This window comes from Actinacidiphila glaucinigra (assembly GCF_900188405.1).
Taxonomy (GTDB): Bacteria; Actinomycetota; Actinomycetes; order Streptomycetales; family Streptomycetaceae; genus Actinacidiphila; species Actinacidiphila glaucinigra.
In genome coordinates, this window is sequence record NZ_FZOF01000012.1 from 167662 (window position 1) to 188129 (window position 20468).

The following is a 20468-nucleotide window of genomic DNA, read 5'->3' on the forward strand; positions in this document are numbered from 1 at the left end:
GGGTGACATCCGCCCATGGTCAGGCAACGACCCGGGGGTAGTGAACGCGCAACGCCCGGACCGTCTCCGTGATGGCCGGACGTCGCGACGCCCCCGTCCGCCACAAGGCGTACAGCCGCCGCACCGGCGCAGGCTCCAGCGGCACCACGACCACGCCGTCCGGCACCGGCCCGCGCCCCAGCCGCGGCACCAGCGCGATCCCCAGCCCGGCCGCCACCAGTGCCAACTGCGTCTGGTACTCGGCGACCTGGAACGCCAGGTCGGGCTCGGTGCCCGCCTCCCGCAGGGTCCGCACCAGCCAGTCGTGGCAGACGTGCCCCGGCGGCTGGCAGATCCACCGCTCGTCGACGACGTCCTCGCGGACCAGCGCCGCGCGCGCCGCCAGGGGATGCCCGGCGGGGACCAGTACGTCGCAGTGGTCCTCGCCGATCACCACCCGCTCCAGCCCCTCGGGCGCGGGCAGCGGGGCGATGTCCCAGTCGTGCACCACGGCCAGGTCGACGACACCGCGGGAGACCAGGTCGACCGACAGGTGCGCGCCCTCCTCCACCAGCCGCAGCTCCAGCGACGGGTGGGCGGCCGTCAGCCCGGCCAGCACCTCGGGGAGCAGACCGCGCGCCGCGGTCGGGAAGGCGGCCATGGTCAGCCGCCCGGTGGGCCGGCCGCGCCGCTCCTCCAGCGCGACCTCGGCCCGCTCCACGATCGCCATCAGCTCCTGCGCGGTCTCCGCCAGCAGCTGCGCGGCCTCGGTCAGCGCCACGCCGCGGCCCTGCCGCTCCAGCAGCGTCGTACGGGTCTCCCGCTCCAGTTTGGCGATCTGCTGGGACACCGCGGACGCGGTGTAGCCGAGGGCCGTGGCCGCCGCCCCCACCGATCCGTGCACATGCACGGCGTGCAGCGCCCGCAGCCGGGCCAGGTCCAGCATCCGTTCACCTCGTCATTCCGGGCGCCAGGGGCGCATTGTTCAGCAACGCTGAATCCGACAGTGCAGCAACAATCGCTGGTGCTTAAGAGTACGGTGCCCGATGCTGGAGCGATGCGACCGGCACATCTGGCCCTCGCGGTCCTCGTCGCCGCGGTCTGGGGCGTCAACTTCGTGGTCATCGAGGTCGGGCTCGGCCACTTTCCGCCACTGCTCTTCTGCGCCCTGCGCTTCCTGGTGGCCGCCGTGCCCGCGGTCTTCTTCGTCCGCCGTCCCGGCGTCGCGGCGCGCTGGATCCTCGCCGCCGGACTCGTCCTCGGCGTCGCCAAGTTCGGCCTGCTGTTCATCGGCATGGACCAGGGCATGCCCGCCGGGCTGTCCTCGCTGGTGCTGCAGGTCCAGGCCGTCTTCACCGCCCTCCTCGCGGTCGCCCTGCTGGGCGAGCGGCCCGGCCGGCTCCGGACGGCCGGCATGGGCGTCGCGTTCGCGGGGATCGGCGTCGCCGCGTACGGCGAGGGCGCCTCCGGCCCGATCGGCGCTTTCGTGCTGGTCGTCGCGGCCGCCGCCTTCTGGGGGCTGTCCAACGTGCTCACCCGCCGTGCCGCCCCGCCGGACGCGCTGAGCTGGATGGTCTGGGTGAGCCTCGTCCCGCCGCTGCCGCTGCTCGCCCTCTCCCTGGTCGTCGAGGGTCCCGCGGCGGACGTCGCCGCGCTGCGCGGCCTCGACTGGAGCGGCGCCGGTGCGATCGTCTACGTCGCCTGGATCACCACGGTGTTCGGGTTCGGCGCCTGGGGCTTCCTGCTGCGGACGTACAACGCCTCCACGGTGGCGCCGTTCTCCCTGCTCGTCCCGGTGTTCGGCATGACGTCGGCGGCCCTGCTGCTGGACGAGGGCGTCGGCCCGCTGCGCTGGACGGCCGCGGTGCTGCTGGTGGGCGGGGTCGGCTTGACGTCGCTGGGATCGCTGGGCTCGATCCGTCCGGGCCGGGGCCGGGGCCCGGGCGAGGGCGCCGGGCTCAGGCGGACTCGCCGAGCAGCCGCAGCAGGTGCGAACGGCCCCGCGACAGCAGCTCCGGCAGCGCCCGCACCTGCGGGTACCAGCGCTTCTCGTACTCCCAGCACAGCCAGCCGTCCCAGCCCGCGCGGCTGAGCACCTCCACCGTGCCGGCCAGCGGCAGCGCCCCGTGGCCGAGCGGCAGCGGGGTGGTGTCCTCCGCCGAGGAGACGTCCTTGACCTGCACGTAGCCCAGGTAGGGGGCGAGCACCGGATAGGTGTGCTCGGGCTGTTCCCCGCCCAGCCACGGGTGCAGCACGTCCCAGAGCGCGCCCGCGTGGTGATGGCCCACCAGCCCCAGGATCCGCGCCACGTCCGCGCCGGTCCGGTGCGAGTCGTGGGTCTCCACCAGGATCCGCACGCCCGCGTCCGCCGCCTCCGGGACCACCGCCGCCAGCCGGCGGGCCGCCCGGGTGTCGGCGGCGTCCCCGTCGTCCTCACCGGCGCCGGGGAACACCCGTACGTAGGAGGCGCCGAGGTCGGCGGCGAGGCGCACGTGGTCGCGCAGCCCGCGCAGCGCGGGGGCGTCCTCGCCGGGAGCGGCCACCTGCACGTAGGAGGCGACCGCCAGGACCTCGACACCGGAGTCCCGGAACTCCCCGGCCACGTCGGAACGCTGCCGTTCCGTCAGGCCGCTGTGCACCGGCTCCTCGTGACCCGCCCGCAGCTCCACGCCGTGGTAGCCGTGCTCCGCGGCGAGCCGGACGACGTCCGGCACGGGGAGCCCCGGCACACCGAGGGTCGAGAACGCGAGCTTCACTTTTCGGACGTTACAGCACCAGTCGCCAGTCCTGCCCGACGAGATCGCGGCCGAAACTGCGGTGCGGCTTCTCCCCGACGAGCTCGAAACCGGCCGCCTCGTAGATCCGCCGGGCGGAGACCAGGACGTCGTTCGTCCACAGCACCAGCTCGCGATGGCCGGCCGCGCGGGCGTGCGCGACGCAGGCCTCGACCAGCCGGCGGCCGATGCCGTGGCCCCGGGCGGCCGGGTCCACCAGCAGCAGGCGCAGCCGTGCGGTGCCGGGCGCGTCGTCGCGTACGCAGAAGACGCAGCCGGCGCGTTCGCCGTCCAGTTCGGCGATCCACGCCCGTTCGTGGCCGCCCGCGACGATCCGGGCGACGAGGGTCTCGTACTCGGCGTTCCAGCCGTACTCCTCGGCGTAGACCTCCGCGTTGCGCTGGACCACCCAGCCGAGATCGCCGGGGCGCGGCTCGCGCAGCCGGACCCGGGGCCCGGGAGGGGCTTCCTCGGCGGCGCCGCCGAGGATGTCGCGGACGGTGCGCATGGCCTGTGCCAGGCGTGCGCGCTCGCTCGGGGCGAGCCCGCCGAGCATGGAGGCGACCGCCTCCCGCGACCGGTCCTCCAGGAGCCGGGCGGCCTCCCTGCCGTCGGGCGTCGGTTCCACGCGCTGCCGCCGGGCGTCCCGTGGTGACGGCGCGCGGGTCACCAGCCCCCGTTCCTCGAAGGCCGCCAGCATCCGGCTGAGCTGCCCGGCGTCCACGGACAGGGCCGTGCGCAGGTCGGCGGCGTCCAGTCCGCCGCCGGCGGCGTGGGCGAGCTCATACAGCACGCGGGCCTCGGTGAGGGTGTACGGGGTGTGCAGATGGCGGCTGTAGTCGAGCGCGCCGATGAGGTTGGTGTAGAAGCGGTTGAACGCCCGGATCTCCTGGACGGTCACGGCGGGTCCCCTCCGGAAATTCTTTGACTGCGTCAAAAGTATCCCCGCCGGGCGGTCCTGAACAGGTGTCGGCGCGATCCCGGGCGGCTATGCGCCCTTCCGTGGTGCCGCCGTCGACGCCCGCACCATCAGCTCCGTCCGCACGGTCGCCAGTCCGCCGGGAGGCGGCGCCTGACGCCCCATGACCAGCCGACCGGCGCGGGCGCCCGCCTCCTGCAGCGGTATGCGCACGGTGGTGAGCGCGGGCGCGGCGTCCACGCTGAAGGGCAGGTCGTCGAAGCCGGCGACCGAGATGTCCTCGGGGATGCGCAGCCCGCGCTCGCGCAGCGCCGCGCAGACGCCGAGCGCCACCGTGTCGTTGGCGGCGACGACCGCGGTGAGCCCGGGCTCGCGGCGCAGCAGCTCCAGCGCCGCGTCGTAGCCGGAGGAGCGGTCGTAGTAGCCGTGCACGGTGAGGCGGTCGAGCTCCGCGGGGGAGCCCGCGAGCCCGGCCTCGGCCAGGGCGGCGCGGTGGCCCTCCAGGCGGTGCCGGGTGGTGCTGCGCTCCGCGGGGCCGGCGACGTAGCCGATGGTGCGGTGGCCGAGGGCCAGCAGGTGCTCGGTGAGGCGCTGCGCGCCGCCGCGGTTGTCGAAGGCGACGGTCATCACGGAGTCCGCGGCGGCGCCGGGCAGGTCGGCGAGCTCCGGTACGGGCGGGCGGCCGCACAGCACGATCCGGGTGCCGGAGGCGGCGAGCCGGGCGAGGCGGCCGGCGACGGCGGTGCTGTGGCCGGTGCCCTCCACGGCGCCCCCGGTGAGCACCACGCCCGCGGCGCGCTGCCGCTCCAGCAGGGTCAGGTAGTTGAGCTCGGCCTCGGGGGAGCCCCCGGTGTTGCAGACCACGGCGAGCTTCCCGGCGCCCGCGGGCAGTCCGGAGGGCTGGTCGGCGCCGCCGCTGATCTCGCCCTGCACGGCGCTGGCGATCAGCCCGAAGAAGGGGTCGGCGACGTCGTTGACCAGCACCCCGACGAGGTCGGAGGTGGCGGCGGCCAGCGCGCGGGCGTGCCCGTTCACGACGTAGTCGAGGTCGTCGACGGCCCGCAGGACCCGCTCGCGCGTACTTCCCGCGACCGGGTAGTTGCCGTTGAGGACACGCGACACGGTCGCGGCGGACACTCCGGCGCGCGCCGCAACGTCGGCGAGGGTCACTGCCATCTCGTCTGTTTCCTCCGGGTTGGTCCTCCCCGGGCCCTCCGCCCGTAGCCGCACATGCTCTCACCTCGGGGGCCGGTGGGGGAGCGGAGTCGCGAGGGACCTTGCCGGAGGCCCTCCACCGCTTCGGGGCCGCGGTGGGGGAATGCGCTTTCTGCCGCCCATTCCGGGGTCGTGACGCCGGCGTCGCCGCCGTCGGCCGACCCTGATCCGGGGCCCTCGGTCGCCGGCCCCGGTGTCTTTGTGGCGCCGGCGCACCGGGGCCGCCGCCCGTAGTCGAGGCGGTCGATGAGCGCACCGCGCACTCCCGCGCCGGCGCCCGGTTCGTCGCGCCGAAGTCCCCTCCCCGGAAGGCGCGTCGGCGCTCGGGGGCGAAGGCCGCCGCCGAGCTCGCGGACGCCCCGCTGCGGGCGCTCGCCGAGCGGGACCCGGCACGCCCGGCGTGTGCCGGACGCGCGGCCGCCGGGCCCGCCGCCGTGCCGGCCGGGACATGCCCCGGCCGCGGCGAGGGTGCGGTGCCGCAAGCGCGGCCGTCCCCACGGCCAGGGCGATGACTCCACGTCAGGCGGTGGGCAAGCGCTTTCACTTCGCTGCGCCCCCTCTTGTCGAAGCTGTTCGGCAGCGGTTAGCGTGATGCGGGAGAAAGCGCTTGCTATCGCTCGGCGATCCGCCGGAGAGGGGAATTCCACGTGACACGCAGGACCGTGCGGATAGCCATGAACGGCGTCACCGGCCGTATGGGCTACCGCCAGCACCTCGTCCGCTCGATCCTCGCCCTGCGCGAGGAGGGCGGGCTCGACCTCGGAGACGGCACCGTGCTGTGGCCCGAGCCCGTCCTCGTCGGCCGCCGGGAGCACGCGCTGCGCGTCCTCGCCGACCGCCACGGCCTGGACCCCGCCCTGGTCTCCACCGACCTGGACGCGGTGCTCGCCGACCCCGCCACCGAGATCTACTTCGACGCCCAGGTCACCGGCGCCCGCGAGGAGGCGATCACCAAGGCGATCGCCGCCGGCAAGCACATCTACACCGAGAAGCCCACCGCCACCGGCCTGGACGGGGCGCTGCGGCTGGCCCGCCTGGCCACCGACGCCGGAGTGCGCCACGGCGTCGTCCAGGACAAGCTCTTCCTCCCCGGCCTGCTCAAGCTCCGCCGGCTGATCGACGGCGGCTTCTTCGGGCGGATCCTCTCCGTCCGCGGCGAGTTCGGCTACTGGGTCTTCGAGGGCGACTGGCAGGCGGCGCAGCGCCCCTCGTGGAACTACCGCGCGGAGGACGGCGGAGGCATCGTCGTCGACATGTTCCCGCACTGGGAGTACGTCCTCCACGAGCTGTTCGGCCGGGTGCTGTCCGTGCAGGCGCTCGCCACCACGCACGTCCCGCAGCGCTGGGACGAGCAGCGCAAGCCCTACGACGCCACGGCCGATGACGCCGCCTACGGCATCTTCGAGATCGAGGGCGGCGTGGTCGCCCAGATCAACTCCTCCTGGGCCGTGCGCGTCAACCGCGACGAGCTGGTGGAGTTCCAGGTCGACGGCACCGAGGGCTCGGCCGTCGCGGGACTGCGCAACTGCCGTGCCCAGCACCGCTCCACCACCCCCAAGCCGGTCTGGAACCCCGACCTGCCCGCCACGGAGGTCTTCCGCGACCAGTGGCAGGAGGTCCCGGACAACGCCGGGTTCGACAACGGCTTCAAGGCCCAGTGGGAACTCTTCCTGCGCCACGTCTACCTCGACGAGCCCTACACCTGGGACCTGCTGGCCGGTGCCCGCGGTGTCCAGCTCGCCGAACTGGGCCTGCGCTCCTCCGCCGAGGGCCGCAGGCTCGACGTGCCGGAGCTGACGCTGTGACACTTCTTCACCTCCCCTCCGAGTCACGCGAGTTGTACGCGTACCGGCCGCGCACCGAACCCGCCGCCCATGCCGGAGCCCCCACGACCCCGGGCGAGCCACGCAGGCGCGTGGTGTATGCGGCGGCCCATGTCGTCGCCGACCCCTTCCGCACCGCGGCCGACCGGCCCGCCGCGCTGGACTGGGAGGCCACGCTGGCCTTCCGCCGGCACCTGTGGTCGCACGGACTCGGCGTCGCCGAGGCCATGGACACCGCGCAGCGGGGCATGGGCCTGGACTGGGCCGGCGCCGCCGAACTGATCCGCCGATCCTCCGCCGAGGCCCGCGCCGAGGGCGGCCGCATCGTCTGCGGCGTGAGCACCGACCAGCTGCGGCCCACCGGGTTCGGTCATCCCTACGACCTCGCCGACATACGGGCCGCCTACGAGGAGCAGCTCGCCGTCGTCGAGGAGGCGGGCTCCCGGGCCGTCCTCATGGCCTCGCGCGCGCTGGCCGCCGTCGCGAAGGGCCCCGAGGACTATCTGGAGGTCTACGGCCACCTGCTGCGCCAAGCCACCGGGCCGGTCGTACTGCACTGGCTGGGCCCGATGTTCGACCCCGCGCTGGAGGGCTACTGGGGAAGCACGGACCTGGACGCGGCCACCGACACCTTCCTGGAGGTGATCGCCGCCCACCCGGGCAAGGTCGACGGCGTCAAGATCTCCCTGCTCGACGCCGGCCGCGAGGTCGAGCTGCGCCGCCGCCTCCCCGACGGCGTGCGCTGCTACACCGGCGACGACTTCCACTATCCCGAGCTGATCGCCGGCGACGACCGGGGCTTCAGCCACGCGCTGCTCGGTGTCTTCGATCCGCTCGCGCCGCTCGCCGCCCGGGCCGTTCGCCTGCTGGACGACGACGACGATGACGGTGACAGCGGCGGCGGCACCGGCACCGGTGGCGTCGCGGGCTTCCGGGCGCTGCTCGACCCCACCGTCGAGCTGTCCCGCCACCTCTTCGGCGCCCCGACCCGCCACTACAAGACGGGTGTCGTCCTCCTCGCCTGGCTGGCCGGCCACCAGTCGCACTTCACGATGGTCGGTGGTCTCCACTCCGCACGCTCCCTCCCCCATCTGGCCCGCGCCTACGAACTGGCCGACCGGATCGGGCTCTTCCCCGATCCGGCGCTCGCCGCGGCGCGCGTCCGACAACTTCTCTCCGTGTACGGAGTGTGACATTGCGTACTGACAATCGGTCCTCCGGCGACCTCGCCCGGCTCAGCGTCAACCAGGAGACCGTGCGGCAACTGCCTCTTCCCGAGCTGGTCGAGGGGCTGGTGACGCTCGGCGTCCCCGGCCTGGGCCTGTGGCGCGGGCCGGTGCGGGAGTACGGCGTCGAGGCCGCCGCGAAGCTGGTGCGCGACGCCGGGCTCACGGTCACCACGCTCTGCCGCGGGGGCTTCTTCACCGCATCCGACCCGGACGAGCGCGCCGCCGCGCTCGCCGACAACCGGGCGGCCGTCGACGAGGCCGCGGGCCTGGGCACCGGCACCCTCGTCCTGGTCTCCGGAGGCCTCCCCGCCGGCGACCGCGACATCGCATGCGCCCGTGAACGCGTCGCCGACGCGGTCGCCGAGCTCGCCCCGTACGCGGAGGAACGCGGGGTGCGCCTGGCGATCGAGCCGCTGCACCCGATGTACGCCTCCGACCGCTGCGTCGTGTCGACCCTCGCCCAGGCCCTCGACATCGCCGAGCGCTTCCCCGCACGGCAGGTCGGCGTCGTCGTGGACACCTACCACCTGTGGTGGGACGACCGGGCGGCCGAGGGCATCGCGCGGGCCGGCGCGGGCGGCCGGATCGCCTCGTTCCAGCTCGCCGACTGGGTCACCCCGCTCCCCGAGGGCGTGCTCCTGGGCCGCGGCCAGCTCGGGGACGGCTGTGTCGACCTGCGCGGGTTCCGCGAGCTGGTGGACGCGGCGGGCTACACGGGAGCCGTCGAGGTGGAGATCTTCAACCCCGCGCTGTGGGCCCGGGACGGGGCCGAGGTGCTGGCCGAGACGGCCGCCAGGTACCGCCGGCACGTGCTCTGAGAAATCTCTGAAAATTTCTTCCGGAAGCCGTGCAACCATCCCCGGTGCCGGCGTGTCTACGTAGCGTCAAGACCCGGAGGGGGGCCTCACAAGGGTCTTGAGTGGGGGAGAGCGTGACGTCCGGAGGGGGCTCGGGGCATCGCGCAGAGGGAGGGGAACGCCAAAGGGGTCCGGCTTGCCGGACCCCTTTCGCCATGTAAGGCCGGCTCGGCGCGCCCGGCCCGCCGCGGTTCAGCGTTTTTCGCGGGCCCGCCGCGCCAGCACGGCCGCCATCACGGGGATCACCGTCTCCAGCGCGGCCGTGACCGCCTCGACCGGGAGCCCGGTCCGTTTGGCCACCGCCCGCGCCGCAGGAGCGGCGACCTTGGCCAGCACGGCGGCCAGCACTCCACGGCCCGGTTCCTGCCCCGTACCGCCCTGCAGCCCGGCGAAGCCGATGGCGGCCGCGGGCAGCGGCTCGGGCTCGTTCGCGGCCTGCTCCATGGCCTGGCACAGCTCCGCGGTGCCGCCGGGCGTCACCGCGTCGTCGGTCAGCACCCCCGTGATCGAGGCCACCGCGCTCCCCACGACCTGCTGCGCCTGATCGGCGTCGGTCCCGAGCAGCCCGGTGATCTCCCGGAGCCGGTCGTCCCCCAGCTCCTCCAGCACCTCGTCCTTCAGCGGTCGGTCGCTCATGGTCGGGACGCTACGCGCGATTCGCCCGCCCGGCCCGCCGACCGCAGCCGGACGGATGTACGGCCTAGAAGGGCACGCCGCAGCGCAGGATCACGTTGGCGTACGGCCGGGACTCGCCGGTGCGGACGACGAGGCGGGCCTGCCGGGTGCGGGCCTTGAACTCCTCGTGCGGCACGAGTTCCAGGTCGGGGAAGGCCTCGTCGAGCCGGGCGGTCACCTCGGGATTGTGCTCGCGGACCTCCCTGGCCGCGATCGCCCCCTCCACCACCAGTTCCTCCAGCAGGCCGTCGAGGACCTCGGAGAAGGACGGCGTGCCAGCCCGGAACGCGAGGTCGACGACGATCGGCCCGGGAGGGATCGGCAGCCCCGCGTCGCAGACCACCACCAGGTCGGTGTGGCCCAGCACGGCGATGGCGCCCGCCAGATGGCGGTTGAGGATTCCGGACTTCTTCACAGCTGACCCACTTCTTCGAGGGTGGGGAAGGATTCCTGCGCACCCGGCTTCTTGACGGCGGCGGCGCCCACCCGCACCGCGAACCGCACGGCGGTCACCAGGTCGTCGCCCGCGCCCAGCCGCCAGGCCAGCGCCCCCGTGAAGGAGTCGCCGGCGCCGGTGGTGTCGACGGCCGCCACGCGCGGGCTGGGTATGCGCACGGTGCCGTCCGCCGTCGCGGCGAGCGCGCCCGCCGCGCCGAGCGTGACGACCACCGAGCGCGGGCCGAGCGCGAGCAGGCCCGCCGCCCACGCCTCGGGGGTGTCCCCGGCCTCCGGACCCAGCAGGACGCGTGCCTCGTGCTCGTTTACCACGATGGGGTCGCAGCCGGCGAGCACCTCCCGCGGCAGCGCGGCGGGGGGCGAGGGGTTGAGGACGATCCGCGTGCCGGCCTCCGTGGCCGCCGCCACCGCGGCGGCCACGGATTCCAGGGGGATCTCCAGTTGCAGCGAGACCACCCTGGCGGCGGCCAGCAGCTCGCGTGCACCGGCCACGTCCGCCGGGGTGAGCCGGGCGTTTGCGCCCGGCGACACCACGATGCTGTTGTCGCCCGAGGGGTCCACGGTGATCAGCGCGACACCCGTGGGGGTGTCGCCGCTCAGGACGCGGGTGGTGTCGACGCCGGCCGACGTCAGCGAGCCGGTGAGCAGCCGCCCGTGGGCGTCGTCGCCGACCCGCGCGAGCAGCGCGGTGCGGGCGCCCAGGCGGGCCGCGGCGACGGCCTGGTTCGCGCCCTTGCCACCGGGGTGGGTGGCGAGGTCGGAGCCGAGGACCGTCTCACCAGCATCCGGGCGCCGGTCGACGTGGATCACCAGGTCGGCGTTGGCCGACCCTACGACCAGCAGGTCGTGGCCGTGCATCTGCGTGTCCCTTCGGGTGTTCAGCCGGACCGGTCGTCCGTCAGGAGGAGAAGTCGGCGACGTTCTTCTCGGTGACGACCTTGACCGGCACCTTCACCAGGCTGCTGAGCTTCTCGCCCTTGGCGGCCTTCACCGCGTTCTGCACGGCCAGCTTGCCGAGTTCCTTCGGCTGCTGGGCCACGGACGCGAAGAGGGTGCCGCCCTTGACCGCGGTGAGGCCGTCGGGGGTGCCGTCGAAGCCGACGACCTTGACCGACTTGCCGGCCTTGTCGCCGAGCGCCTTGATGGCGCCGAGGGCCATCTCGTCGTTCTGGGCGAAGACGCCGGTGACGTCGGAGTGGGCCTGCAGCAGGTTGGTCATGACGTCCAGGCCCTTGGTGCGGTCGAAGTCGGCGGCCTGCTGGGCCACGACCTTGATGCCCGGGTAGGCCTTGATGCCCTCGTTGAAGCCCTGGCCGCGCTCGTTGGCCGCGGAGGTGCCCGCGGTGCCCTGGAGGACGACCACGGTGCCCTTGCCGCCCAGCGAATCGGCCAGGGTCTTGGCGGCGAGCCGGCCGCCGGCGACGTTGTCGGAGGCGACGGTGGTGGCGAGCTCGGCCTTGTTGACGCCGCGGTCGGCCGCGACGACGGGGATGCCGGCCTTGTTGGCGGCCTTGACCGAGGGGCCGGCCGCGTCGGAGTCCACCGGGTTGACGATGATCGACTTCACGTTCTGGCTGGTGAAGTTCTGCAGCTGGTTGGCCTGCTGCGACGCGTCGTTCTGCGCGTCGGTGACGGTCAGGTCGACACCCTCCTTCTTCGCCTCGGCCTGCGCGCCCTCCTTCAGCTGGACGAAGAAGGGGTTGTTGAGGGTGGAGACCGACAGACCCACCTTGACGTCGGAGGACGAGCCGGAGCCGGAGTTGCAGGCGGTCGCGGTGAGCGCGAGGGCGGCGACGGCGACGGTGGTGGCGGAGATGAGCTTGGTGCGCATGGCAGTTCCTTGCTGGTGTGGTGCGGAGAAGAAGAAGGGGTCTGGGGTGCGCGCTGCGGTCAGCCGCGGCGGCGCAGCGTGTCGAGCAGGACGGCCAGCGCGATGACCGCGCCGATGACGACCTGCTGCCAGAAGGCGGAGACCGAGAGCAGGTTGAGGCCGTTGCGGAGGACGGCGAGGATCAGCGCGCCGATCAGGGTGCCGGACGCCTTGCCGACGCCGCCGGAGAGGCTGGCACCGCCGATGACGACCGCCGCGATGGCGTCCAGCTCGTAGCCGTAGGCCGCCTGAGGCTGCGCCGAGGCGAGACGGGAGGCGAGCACGATGCCGGCGACCGCGGCGAAGAGGCCGGACAGCGCGTAGATGATGATCTTCTGGCGCTTGACCCGGATGCCGGAGAGGCGGGCCGCCTCCTCGTTGCCGCCGATCGCGTACATGGCGCGGCCTATGTAGGTGCGGCCGAGGATGATCGCCGTGGCGGCGCCGGCGACGATCATCACCAGGACCGGGACGGGCAGCCAGCCGCCAATGGTGTCGCCCAGGTGGGAGACGGAGTCGGGGAAGGCGATGGGGCTGCCCTGGGAGATGACCAGGGTGAGGCCGCGGCCGATCGAGAGCATCGCGAGGGTCGCGATGAACGGCGGCAGCTTGCCGAAGGAGATCAGCAGGCCGCTCAGCAGACCGCTGGCGACACCTGTGGCGACGGACAGCACGACCGCCAGCCACACCGGCAGGCCCGCCGAACTCGCGCTCCAGGCCAGGACCGTCGCGGAGAGCGCCGCGACCGAGCCCACCGACAAGTCGATGCCGGCCGCGACGATCACGAAGGTGGAGCCGAAGGCGAGAATGGCGACGACGGCCGCCTGGACGCCGACGTTGAGCAGGTTCTGCGTGGACAGGAAGTCGCCCGAGAGGAACGACAGGGCCACGAGCAGGACCACCAGGGCGCTGAGCGCGCCGTTGTTGAGGAGCACACGGCGTGCCGCGGCGACGCCGCCCGTGTCCGTACTGCTTTTGAGCGTGTCAGTGGCCACGGGAGCCCTCCACATCCTTCGTTGCTGTTGCGTTGCCGCCCTCGGCGGGCGCTGTACCGACGGCCAGGGCCATGACGGAGTCCTGGGTGGCCTCGTGCGCGGGGAGTTCACCGGCGATCCGGCCCTGGGACATCACCAGGACGCGGTCGCTCATGCCCAGCACCTCGGGGAGGTCGCTGGAGATCATCAGCACCGCGTGGCCGGAGGCCGTGAGCTGATTGACGAGCTGGTAGATCTCGACCTTGGCGCCGACGTCGATGCCCCGGGTCGGCTCGTCGAGGATGAGCACCTTGGTGTCGGCCAGCAGCCATTTGCCGATGACGATCTTCTGCTGGTTGCCGCCCGACAGGGTGCGCACGTGCTGGTGGAGCCCGGCCATGCGGACCTTGAGCTGCCCCGAGATCCGGTCCGCCTCCTTGCGCTGCCCGGCCCGGTCGACGAACCCGGCGCGGGTCGCCCGGCCGAGGGTGACCAGGCCCAGGTTCTCCTGGATGGTGGCGTCCAGCACCAGGCCCTGGCCCTTGCGGTCCTCCGGCACCAGGCCGATGCCCGCGTCCATGGCGGCGTTGACGTCGTGGCGGCGCAGCCGCTTGCCCAGTACCTCGATCGTCCCGGAGTCGTACGGGTCGGCGCCGAAGACCGCGCGGACGACCTCGGTCCGCCCGGCTCCGACGAGTCCGGCCAGCCCCACGACCTCGCCGGCCCGCACCTCGAAGGTCACGTCGCGGAAGACGCCGCCCCGGGTGAGGCCCTCGACCCGCAGCAGGGGCGCGCCCGCTTCGGCGCGCTCGCGCGGGTACTGCTGCTCGATGCTGCGGCCCACCATCAGCCGGACCAGTTCGTCCTCGGTGGTGCTCGCGGGCACCTGGGCGACGCTGCGGCCGTCGCGCAGGACGGTGACGCGGTCGCCGAGGGCGGCGATCTCCTCCAGGTGGTGGGTGATGAAGACGATGCCGACGCCGTCCTCGCGCAGCTGGCGCACGATCCGGAAGAGCTTGTCGACCTCCTCGCTGGTGAGCACCGCGGTCGGCTCGTCCATGATCAGGACGCGCGCCTCCAGGCTGAGCGCCTTGGCGATCTCCACCATCTGCAGGCGGGCGATGCCCAGTTCGGAGACCGGGGTGCGCGGGTCGACGTCGATGCCGACCCGGGCCAGCAGGGCGGCGGCGTCCGCGTTCATCTGCTTGCGGTTCACCAGGCCGAATCGGCGCGGCTGGCGGCCCAGGAAGATGTTCTCGGCGACGCTCAGCGCCGGGACGAGGTTGAACTCCTGGTAGATGGTGGCGATGCCCAGTTTCTCGGCGTCCTGCGCACCATGGATGCGCACCTCACCGCCGTCGACGAGGATCCGGCCCCCGTCGGGGCGGTTGGCGCCGGAGAGCATCTTGATCAAGGTGCTCTTGCCCGCGCCGTTCTCGCCGAGCAGGACGTGCACCTCGCCTCCGCGCAGGTCGAAGTCGACGCCGTCGAGGGCCACCACACCGGGGAAGACCTTGCGGACGCCCTCCATGCGGAGGAGCTCGGGGCTGCTCGTGCTCAACGGGGGCTCCCTTCGGACGCGCCGCAGGAGCGGCGGACAACGAGACGGGCGGACACGGTGACCGACGGTGCCGGCCTGCCCTCCACCCGGTCGATCAGCGAGCGCACGGCCGCGCGGCCGAGCTCGCCGGTGGGCTGGGCGATCGCGGTGATCGGCGGATCGGTGTGGAGGAACCACGGGATGTCGTCGAAGGCGGCGAGCGCGATGTCGTCGGGCACGCGCAGGCCGCGGGCGCGGATCTCGTCCATGGCGCCGAGCGCCATCAGGTTGTCCGCGGCGAAGACCGCGTCGGGCGGGACCGGCAGGTCCAGGAAACGGGCCATGGCCCGGCGCCCGCTGTCGGCCTGGAAGTCGCCCTGGCCGATGTACTCGTCGGGCAGCGGCAGACCGAAGGCGGCCAGCGCCTCACGGAAGGCCCGCACACGCTCGCGGCCCGTGGTGGTCGCGGCGGGGCCCGCGATGATCGCCAGTCGGCGGTGGTCCAGGCCGTGGAGGTGGGCGACCAGGTCGCGCACCGCGTCGCAGCCGTCGGTGCGGACCACCGGGACGTCGTTGCCGATGCCGGGGATCCAGCGGTCGACGAAGACCATCGGGGTGCCGGAACGCACCGCGTCCAGGATCAGCGGGGAACCGCCGTCGGTGGGGCTGACCAGCAGCCCGTCGATGCGGCGGTCCAGCAGCGTGCGGATGTGGTGGTCCTGCTGCTCCGGCCGCTCGTCGGCGTTGCCGATGATCACGCTGTAGCCCAGTGCCCTGGCCTCGTCCTCCACCGAGCGGGCGAGCTCGGTGAAGAAGGGGTTCAGTACGTCGCTGATGACCAGGCCGAGGGTCCGGGTCTGGTCGGTGCGCAGTGAGCGCGCCACCGCGTTCGGCCGGTAGCCGAGTTCGGCCACGGCCTCCAGCACCCGGGTGCGGGTGTCCGGGCGGACCGCCGGGTGGTCGTTGAGCACGCGGGAGACCGTCGCGACGGAAACACCGGCGCGTGATGCCACGTCCTTGATGCTCGCCACCCGTCCCACCTCCTCGTGGAATCGATTACAAAGAGGATTGGAATCGATTACATGCTCCGAGGCAAGAGCGTGAAACCGGATCGTTACATTCCGGGGGGTCGGCCGGGCGGTGTCGTCCACAGGCCCCGGCGGTCTGTCGGGGCCGGGCGGTACCGTCGGATCACGACGCAGATCCGAGGAGGTGGCCCGCGCCGTGGGGGAGTTGAGACCGGCCGTCGTCGAGGGCGTCCTCGAGCGGATCACGTACGCGAACGAGGAGAACGGCTACACGGTCGCCCGGGTCGACACCGGCAGGGGCGGCGGCGACCTGCTGACCGTGGTCGGGTCGCTGCTGGGCGCTCAGCCGGGCGAGTCGCTGCGCATGGAGGGCCGTTGGGGCTCCCACCCGCAGTACGGCAAGCAGTTCACCGTGGAGAACTACACCACCGTCCTCCCGGCGACGATCCAGGGCATTCGGCGCTACCTCGGCTCCGGGCTGATCAAGGGCATCGGCCCGCGCATCGCCGAGCGGATCGTGGAGCACTTCGGCATCGGCACCCTGGAGGTCATCGAGCGCGAGCCGGCCCGGCTGGTGGAGGTCCCCGGGCTGGGTCCCAAGCGCACCAAGCTGATCGGCGCCGCCTGGGAGGAGCAGAAGGCCATCAAGGAGGTCATGGTCTTCCTCCAGGGCGTCGGCGTGTCCACCTCGATCGCGGTGCGGATCTACAAGGAGTACGGGGACTCGTCGATCTCGGTGGTCAAGAACCAGCCCTACCGGCTGGCGGCCGACGTCTGGGGCATCGGCTTCCTCACGGCGGACCGGATCGCGCAGGCCGTCGGCATCCCGCACGACAGCCCCGAGCGGGTCAAGGCCGGTCTCCAGTACGCGCTGTCCCAGGCGACCGACAACGGCAACTGCTTCCTGCCCGAGGAGCAGTTGCTGTCGGACGCCGTGAAGCTGCTCCAGGTGGACACCGGCCTGGTCATCGACTGCCTCGCGGAGCTGGCCGGCGAGGAGGGCGTGGTGCTCGAGCCCGTGCCCGCCCCCGACGGCGGTGGCGACCCGGTGCGCGCGGTGTACCTGGTGCCCTTCCACCGGGCGGAGCTCTCCCTGGCCGGCTCGCTGCTGCGGCTGCTGCGCGGCACGGAGGACCGGATGCCCGCCTTCCACGACGTGGACTGGGACAAGGCGCTGGCCTGGCTCGCCGAACGGACGGGCGTGGATCTCGCCCCCGAGCAGCAGCAGGCGGTGCGGCTGGCGCTCACCGAGAAGGTCGCCGTGCTGACGGGCGGCCCGGGCTGCGGCAAGTCCTTCACGGTCAAGTCCGTGGTGGCGCTGGCCCAGGCGAAGAAGGCCAAGGTCGTGCTGGCCGCGCCGACGGGCCGGGCGGCCAAGCGGCTGGCCGAGCTGACCGGGGCCGAGGCCTCCACGGTCCACCGGCTGCTGGAGCTCAAGCCGGGCGGCGACGCCGCGTACGACCGGGAGCGGCCCCTGGACGCCGATCTGGTCGTCGTGGACGAGGCCTCGATGCTCGACCTGCTGCTGGCGAACAAGCTGGTCAAGGCCGTGGCGCCGGGAGCCCACCTGCTCTTCGTCGGCGACGTGGACCAGCTGCCCAGCGTCGGCGCCGGCGAGGTGCTGCGCGACCTGCTGGCCGAGGGGGGCCCGGTCCCGTCGGTCCGGCTGACCCGCATCTTCCGGCAGGCCCAGGAGTCCGGCGTGGTGACCAACGCGCACCGGATCAACTCCGGAGCGCATCCGGTCACCCAGGGGCTGGACGACTTCTTCCTCTTCGTGGAGGAGGACGGCGAGGAGACGGCCCGGCTCACGGTGGACGTGGCGGCCCGCCGCATCCCGCGCCGGTTCGGCCTCGACCCGCGTCGTGACGTCCAGGTGCTCGCCCCCATGCACCGCGGTCCCGCGGGCGCCGGTGTGCTGAACGGCCTGCTGCAGCAGGCGGTCACCCCGGCCCGCCCCGACCTGCCGGAGCGGCGCTTCGGCGGCCGGACCTTCCGTGTCGGCGACAAGGTGACGCAGATCAGGAACAACTATGAAAAAGGCGCCAACGGCGTCTTCAATGGAACGGTGGGGGTCGTCACCTCCCTGGACACCGTGGAGCAGCGGCTCACCGTACTGACCGACGAGGACGAGGAGATCCCCTACGACTTCGACGAGCTGGACGAGCTGGCGCACGCCTACGCGGTGACGATCCACCGGTCTCAGGGCAGCGAATATCCCGCCGTCGTGATCCCTGTCACCACCGGGGCGTGGATGATGCTCCAGCGGAACCTGCTCTATACCGCTGTTACCCGGGCAAAGCGATTGGTGGTGCTCGTGGGTTCGCGCAGGGCGATCGGCCAGGCGGTCCGCACCGTCTCCGCAGGCAGACGCTTCACGGCTCTCGACCATCGGCTGGCGAGGGCGGCAAAATAGGCACTGGGTGCCACCATTCGGCTCCTCGACCGACCCCGAGTGCACGTGGTCACGCCAAATGGGGGACAGTAGGGGTAGTCAGGGCACCTACAAACCTCGAAGAAGAGGCACGACGTCGGTGAGGGAATGACGTGAGCGACAACTCTGTAGTACTGCGGTACGGGGACAGCGAGTACAGCTACCCGGTGATCGAGGGCACCGTTGGGGACAACGGCTTCGACATCGGCAAGCTGCGTGCCAACACCGGCCTGGTCACCCTGGACAGCGGCTACGGCAACACCGCGGCCTACAAGTCCGCGATCACCTACCTCGACGGCGAGCAGGGAATCCTCCGCTACCGCGGGTACCCCATCGAGCAGATCGCCGAGCGCGGCTCCTTCCTGGAGACCGCGTACCTTCTCATCAACGGTGAGCTCCCCACCGTCGACGAGCTCGCCGCCTTCCGCGGTGACATCACGCAGCACACGCTCCTCCACGAGGACGTCAAACGGTTCTTCCAGGGCTTCCCCCGTGACGCCCACCCGATGGCGATGCTGTCCTCCGTGGTCAGCGCGCTGTCGACCTTCTACCAGGACAGCCACAACCCGTTCGACGAGAAGCAGCGCTACCTGTCGACGATCCGGCTCATCGCCAAGCTGCCGACGATCGCGGCGTACGCGTTCAAGAAGTCGGTCGGCCACCCCTTCGTCTACCCGCACAACGACCTCGGCTACGTCGAGAACTTCCTGCGGATGACCTTCGCCGTGCCCGCCGAGGAGTACGAGCTCAACCCGGTCGTCGTCGACGCCCTGGACAAGCTCCTCATCCTCCACGCGGACCACGAGCAGAACTGCTCCACCTCCACCGTCCGTCTGGTCGGCTCCTCGCAGGCCAACCTGTTCGCGTCGATCTCCGCGGGCATCAACGCCCTGTGGGGCCCGCTGCACGGCGGCGCCAACCAGAGCGTGCTGGAGATGCTGGAGGCCATCCAGGCCGACGGCGGCGACGTGGACGCCTTCATCCGCAAGGTGAAGAACAAGGAGGACGGCGTCCGCCTGATGGGCTTCGGCCACCGGGTCTACAAGAGCTTCGACCCCCGGGCGAAGATCATCAAGGCCGCCGCCCACGATGTGCTCTCCGCGCTCGGCAAGTCCGACGAGCTGCTGGACATCGCGCTGAAGCTCGAGGAGCACGCGCTCAGCGACGACTACTTCGTCTCGCGCAACCTGTACCCGAACGTCGACTTCTACACCGGCCTGATCTACCGGGCCATGGGCTTCCCGACCACGATGTTCACGGTGCTCTTCGCGCTCGGCCGGCTCCCCGGCTGGATCGCCCAGTGGCACGAGATGATCACCGAGCCGGGCTCCCGGATCGGCCGTCCGCGCCAGGTCTACACGGGCATCGTCGAGCGGGACTACGTCCCGGTCGAGGCCCGCTGACGCGAGCGCCCCGCGCAAAGAGAAACGCCCCGCGCCGAATCCCCCCACGGGTTCGGCACGGGGCGCTCCCGTTTCCCGGAGCGGATCCCCCCACGGGTCCGTACCGGGCGTTCTTTGGGTGCGCTCGCCCAGCCGGGACCAGCCACCCGGGAGGGCCGCTCAAAGCTCTCCGGGCAGTTCGCCCCGGCATGGCGACCGGGCTGTCCCCCAAAGACAACCCGCTCATCATCTCACCGAGTCCGCCGGGAGCCCGGTGTCTTCGCTCGGTTAGACCCCCTCGTAAACCAAAAGGTTACGTTCCAGCCAGTGTGATCTCGGTCATGTCTACGCATCTTCTACGCCATCCGCATCATGGCTGACCCCCGTGTCGGTCGCGCACCCGGGGTCCCGTAACGTGCTGTCCCTTCTGGAGGGGCGGAGCGTGATGTCGCAGAACGCAAGTGTGGGCCGGCACGTCGTGGTGACCGGCGGGGGAACGGGCATCGGCCGGTCGGTGGCCACCCTCTTCGCCGAGGCCGGCGACCATGTGACCATCGTCGGCCGGCGCCGCGAGGTGCTGCGGGCCACCGCCGACGACCTGCGCTCCCACCACGGCTACGACGTCACCCCGGTCGTCTGCGACCTCGCGGACCCCGACGACGTGGAGGCGACCCTCGCCCGGCTGCCCCGGCGCATCGACGTCCTGGTCAACAACGCGGGCAGCCGCGAACTGGCGATCGGGGCCGGCCCGCACGGCGTGCTGGCCCGCTGGCGCGGCGACTTCGAGCGCAACGTCCTCACCGCCGTCCTGGTGACCGAATCCGTACGTGACCGGCTTCCCGAGGGCGGCCGGGTCATCACCGTCACCTCGGTGGCCGCGCTGCGCGGCGGAGGCTCCTACGGGGCCTCCAAGGCCGCCCTGCACGCCTGGAACCACTCCCTGGCGGCCCAGCTCGGTCCGCGCGGCGTGACCTGCAACATCGTCGCCCCGGGCACGGTGGCGGGCACCGAGTTCTTCGGCGCCCGGCTCGACGCCGCCGAGCTGACCCGCAGGGCCGGCCGGACCCTGGTCGGCCGGGTCGGACGGCCCGAGGACGTCGCCTCCGCGGTGGTCTTCCTCGCCTCCCCTGGGGCGGGTTTCATCACCGGGGAGATCCTGCAGTGCAACGGCGGCGAGCTGCTCGGCCGCTGAGCCGCGGGACGCCGGGACCGCCCGGGCCGCGGGGAGTACGCCCGGCGTACTCCCCGAGCCAGAGCCGGAGCCCCCGGCCCCGTACCTGAGGATGAGGCGCCCCCGGGAAAACCCTGGGAAT

The 20468-nt window shown here is 72.5% G+C and carries 15 protein-coding genes and 2 pseudogenes; 7 read left to right on the forward strand and 10 right to left on the reverse strand.

From position 1 onward, the window contains the following. Positions 1 to 19 precede the first annotated feature (19 nt). A complete protein-coding gene (locus CHF15_RS23965) occupies positions 20 to 925 on the reverse strand; it encodes a LysR family transcriptional regulator (RefSeq protein ID WP_089225923.1) in 906 nt (301 codons plus the stop codon). Positions 926 to 1036: 111 nt separating this feature from the next. On the opposite strand from CHF15_RS23965, the gene CHF15_RS23970 reads away from it, so the two are divergent. Continuing rightward, positions 1037 to 2071: an EamA family transporter gene (locus CHF15_RS23970; RefSeq protein ID WP_458363512.1), complete on the forward strand. Its 1035-nt coding sequence runs from the start codon at positions 1037 to 1039 to the stop codon at positions 2069 to 2071. Here the strand turns inward: CHF15_RS23970 and CHF15_RS23975 are convergent. The 3 genes and pseudogenes from CHF15_RS23975 to CHF15_RS23985 form a co-directional block, all read right to left on the reverse strand. Continuing rightward, positions 2058 to 2735: pseudogene (locus CHF15_RS23975) on the reverse strand (sugar phosphate isomerase/epimerase family protein); the annotation flags it as partial. The gene CHF15_RS23970 and the pseudogene CHF15_RS23975 sit on opposite strands and share 14 nt — an antisense overlap. Before the next feature lie 10 nt (positions 2736 to 2745). Next, on the reverse strand, positions 2746 to 3654 hold the full coding sequence (locus CHF15_RS23980; RefSeq protein ID WP_089225925.1) for a bifunctional helix-turn-helix transcriptional regulator/GNAT family N-acetyltransferase: 909 nt from the start codon (positions 3652 to 3654) through the stop codon (positions 2746 to 2748). 87 nt (positions 3655 to 3741) lie between these two features. Further along, on the reverse strand, positions 3742 to 4848 hold the full coding sequence (locus CHF15_RS23985; protein WP_089225926.1) for a LacI family DNA-binding transcriptional regulator: 1107 nt from the start codon (positions 4846 to 4848) through the stop codon (positions 3742 to 3744). Between the two features lie 686 nt (positions 4849 to 5534). Here CHF15_RS23985 and CHF15_RS23990 point away from each other — a divergent pair. The 3 genes from CHF15_RS23990 to CHF15_RS24000 are packed head-to-tail and all read left to right on the forward strand — an operon-like array spanning position 5535 to position 8757. After that, positions 5535 to 6692, forward strand: coding sequence for a Gfo/Idh/MocA family protein (locus CHF15_RS23990; protein ID WP_089225927.1), 1158 nt, complete (start codon positions 5535 to 5537; stop codon positions 6690 to 6692). Continuing rightward, positions 6689 to 7903, forward strand: coding sequence for a dihydrodipicolinate synthase family protein (locus CHF15_RS23995; RefSeq protein ID WP_089225928.1), 1215 nt, complete (start codon positions 6689 to 6691; stop codon positions 7901 to 7903). Before CHF15_RS23990 ends, CHF15_RS23995 begins: the two co-directional genes overlap by 4 nt. A gap of 2 nt (positions 7904 to 7905) precedes the next feature. Next, positions 7906 to 8757 carry a sugar phosphate isomerase/epimerase family protein gene (locus CHF15_RS24000; protein ID WP_089225929.1) on the forward strand — a complete coding sequence of 284 codons (852 nt, stop codon included), beginning with the start codon at positions 7906 to 7908 and terminating at the stop codon, positions 8755 to 8757. Between the two features lie 231 nt (positions 8758 to 8988). Here CHF15_RS24000 and CHF15_RS24005 read toward each other — a convergent pair whose 3' ends face one another. The 6 genes and pseudogenes from CHF15_RS24005 to CHF15_RS24030 form a co-directional block, all read right to left on the reverse strand. Further along, on the reverse strand, positions 8989 to 9432 hold the full coding sequence (locus tag CHF15_RS24005; protein ID WP_089225930.1) for a DUF937 domain-containing protein: 444 nt from the start codon (positions 9430 to 9432) through the stop codon (positions 8989 to 8991). 64 nt (positions 9433 to 9496) lie between these two features. Beyond that, positions 9497 to 9886 carry a D-ribose pyranase gene (gene rbsD, locus CHF15_RS24010; protein ID WP_089225931.1) on the reverse strand — a complete coding sequence of 130 codons (390 nt, stop codon included), beginning with the start codon at positions 9884 to 9886 and terminating at the stop codon, positions 9497 to 9499. Next, complete coding sequence (gene rbsK, locus CHF15_RS24015) at positions 9883 to 10785, reverse strand: ribokinase (RefSeq protein ID WP_089225932.1); 903 nt, start codon at positions 10783 to 10785, stop codon at positions 9883 to 9885. The genes rbsD and rbsK overlap by 4 nt, the downstream gene beginning before the upstream one ends. Positions 10786 to 10825: 40 nt before the next feature. After that, positions 10826 to 12792, reverse strand: a pseudogene (locus CHF15_RS46605) (ABC transporter permease/substrate-binding protein). Beyond that, the gene (locus CHF15_RS24025; protein ID WP_179279937.1) at positions 12782 to 14302 is read right to left on the reverse strand and encodes a sugar ABC transporter ATP-binding protein; all 1521 of its coding nucleotides are present in this window, start codon (positions 14300 to 14302) and stop codon (positions 12782 to 12784) included. The pseudogene CHF15_RS46605 and the gene CHF15_RS24025 overlap by 11 nt, the downstream one beginning before the upstream one ends. Before the next feature lie 26 nt (positions 14303 to 14328). After that, the gene (locus CHF15_RS24030; protein WP_089225934.1) at positions 14329 to 15342 is read right to left on the reverse strand and encodes a LacI family DNA-binding transcriptional regulator; all 1014 of its coding nucleotides are present in this window, start codon (positions 15340 to 15342) and stop codon (positions 14329 to 14331) included. A 193-nt stretch (positions 15343 to 15535) separates the two neighbouring features. On the opposite strand from CHF15_RS24030, the gene recD2 reads away from it, so the two are divergent. The 3 genes from recD2 to CHF15_RS24045 all read left to right on the forward strand — a co-directional run bounded on the left by recD2 (position 15536) and on the right by CHF15_RS24045 (position 20347). Further along, positions 15536 to 17755, forward strand: coding sequence for an SF1B family DNA helicase RecD2 (gene recD2, locus CHF15_RS24035; protein ID WP_245939006.1), 2220 nt, complete (start codon positions 15536 to 15538; stop codon positions 17753 to 17755). 131 nt (positions 17756 to 17886) lie between these two features. Next, positions 17887 to 19176 carry a citrate synthase gene (locus tag CHF15_RS24040; RefSeq protein WP_089225935.1) on the forward strand — a complete coding sequence of 430 codons (1290 nt, stop codon included), beginning with the start codon at positions 17887 to 17889 and terminating at the stop codon, positions 19174 to 19176. A gap of 424 nt (positions 19177 to 19600) precedes the next feature. After that, positions 19601 to 20347, forward strand: coding sequence for an SDR family NAD(P)-dependent oxidoreductase (locus tag CHF15_RS24045; RefSeq protein WP_089225936.1), 747 nt, complete (start codon positions 19601 to 19603; stop codon positions 20345 to 20347). Positions 20348 to 20468: the final 121 nt, after the last annotated feature.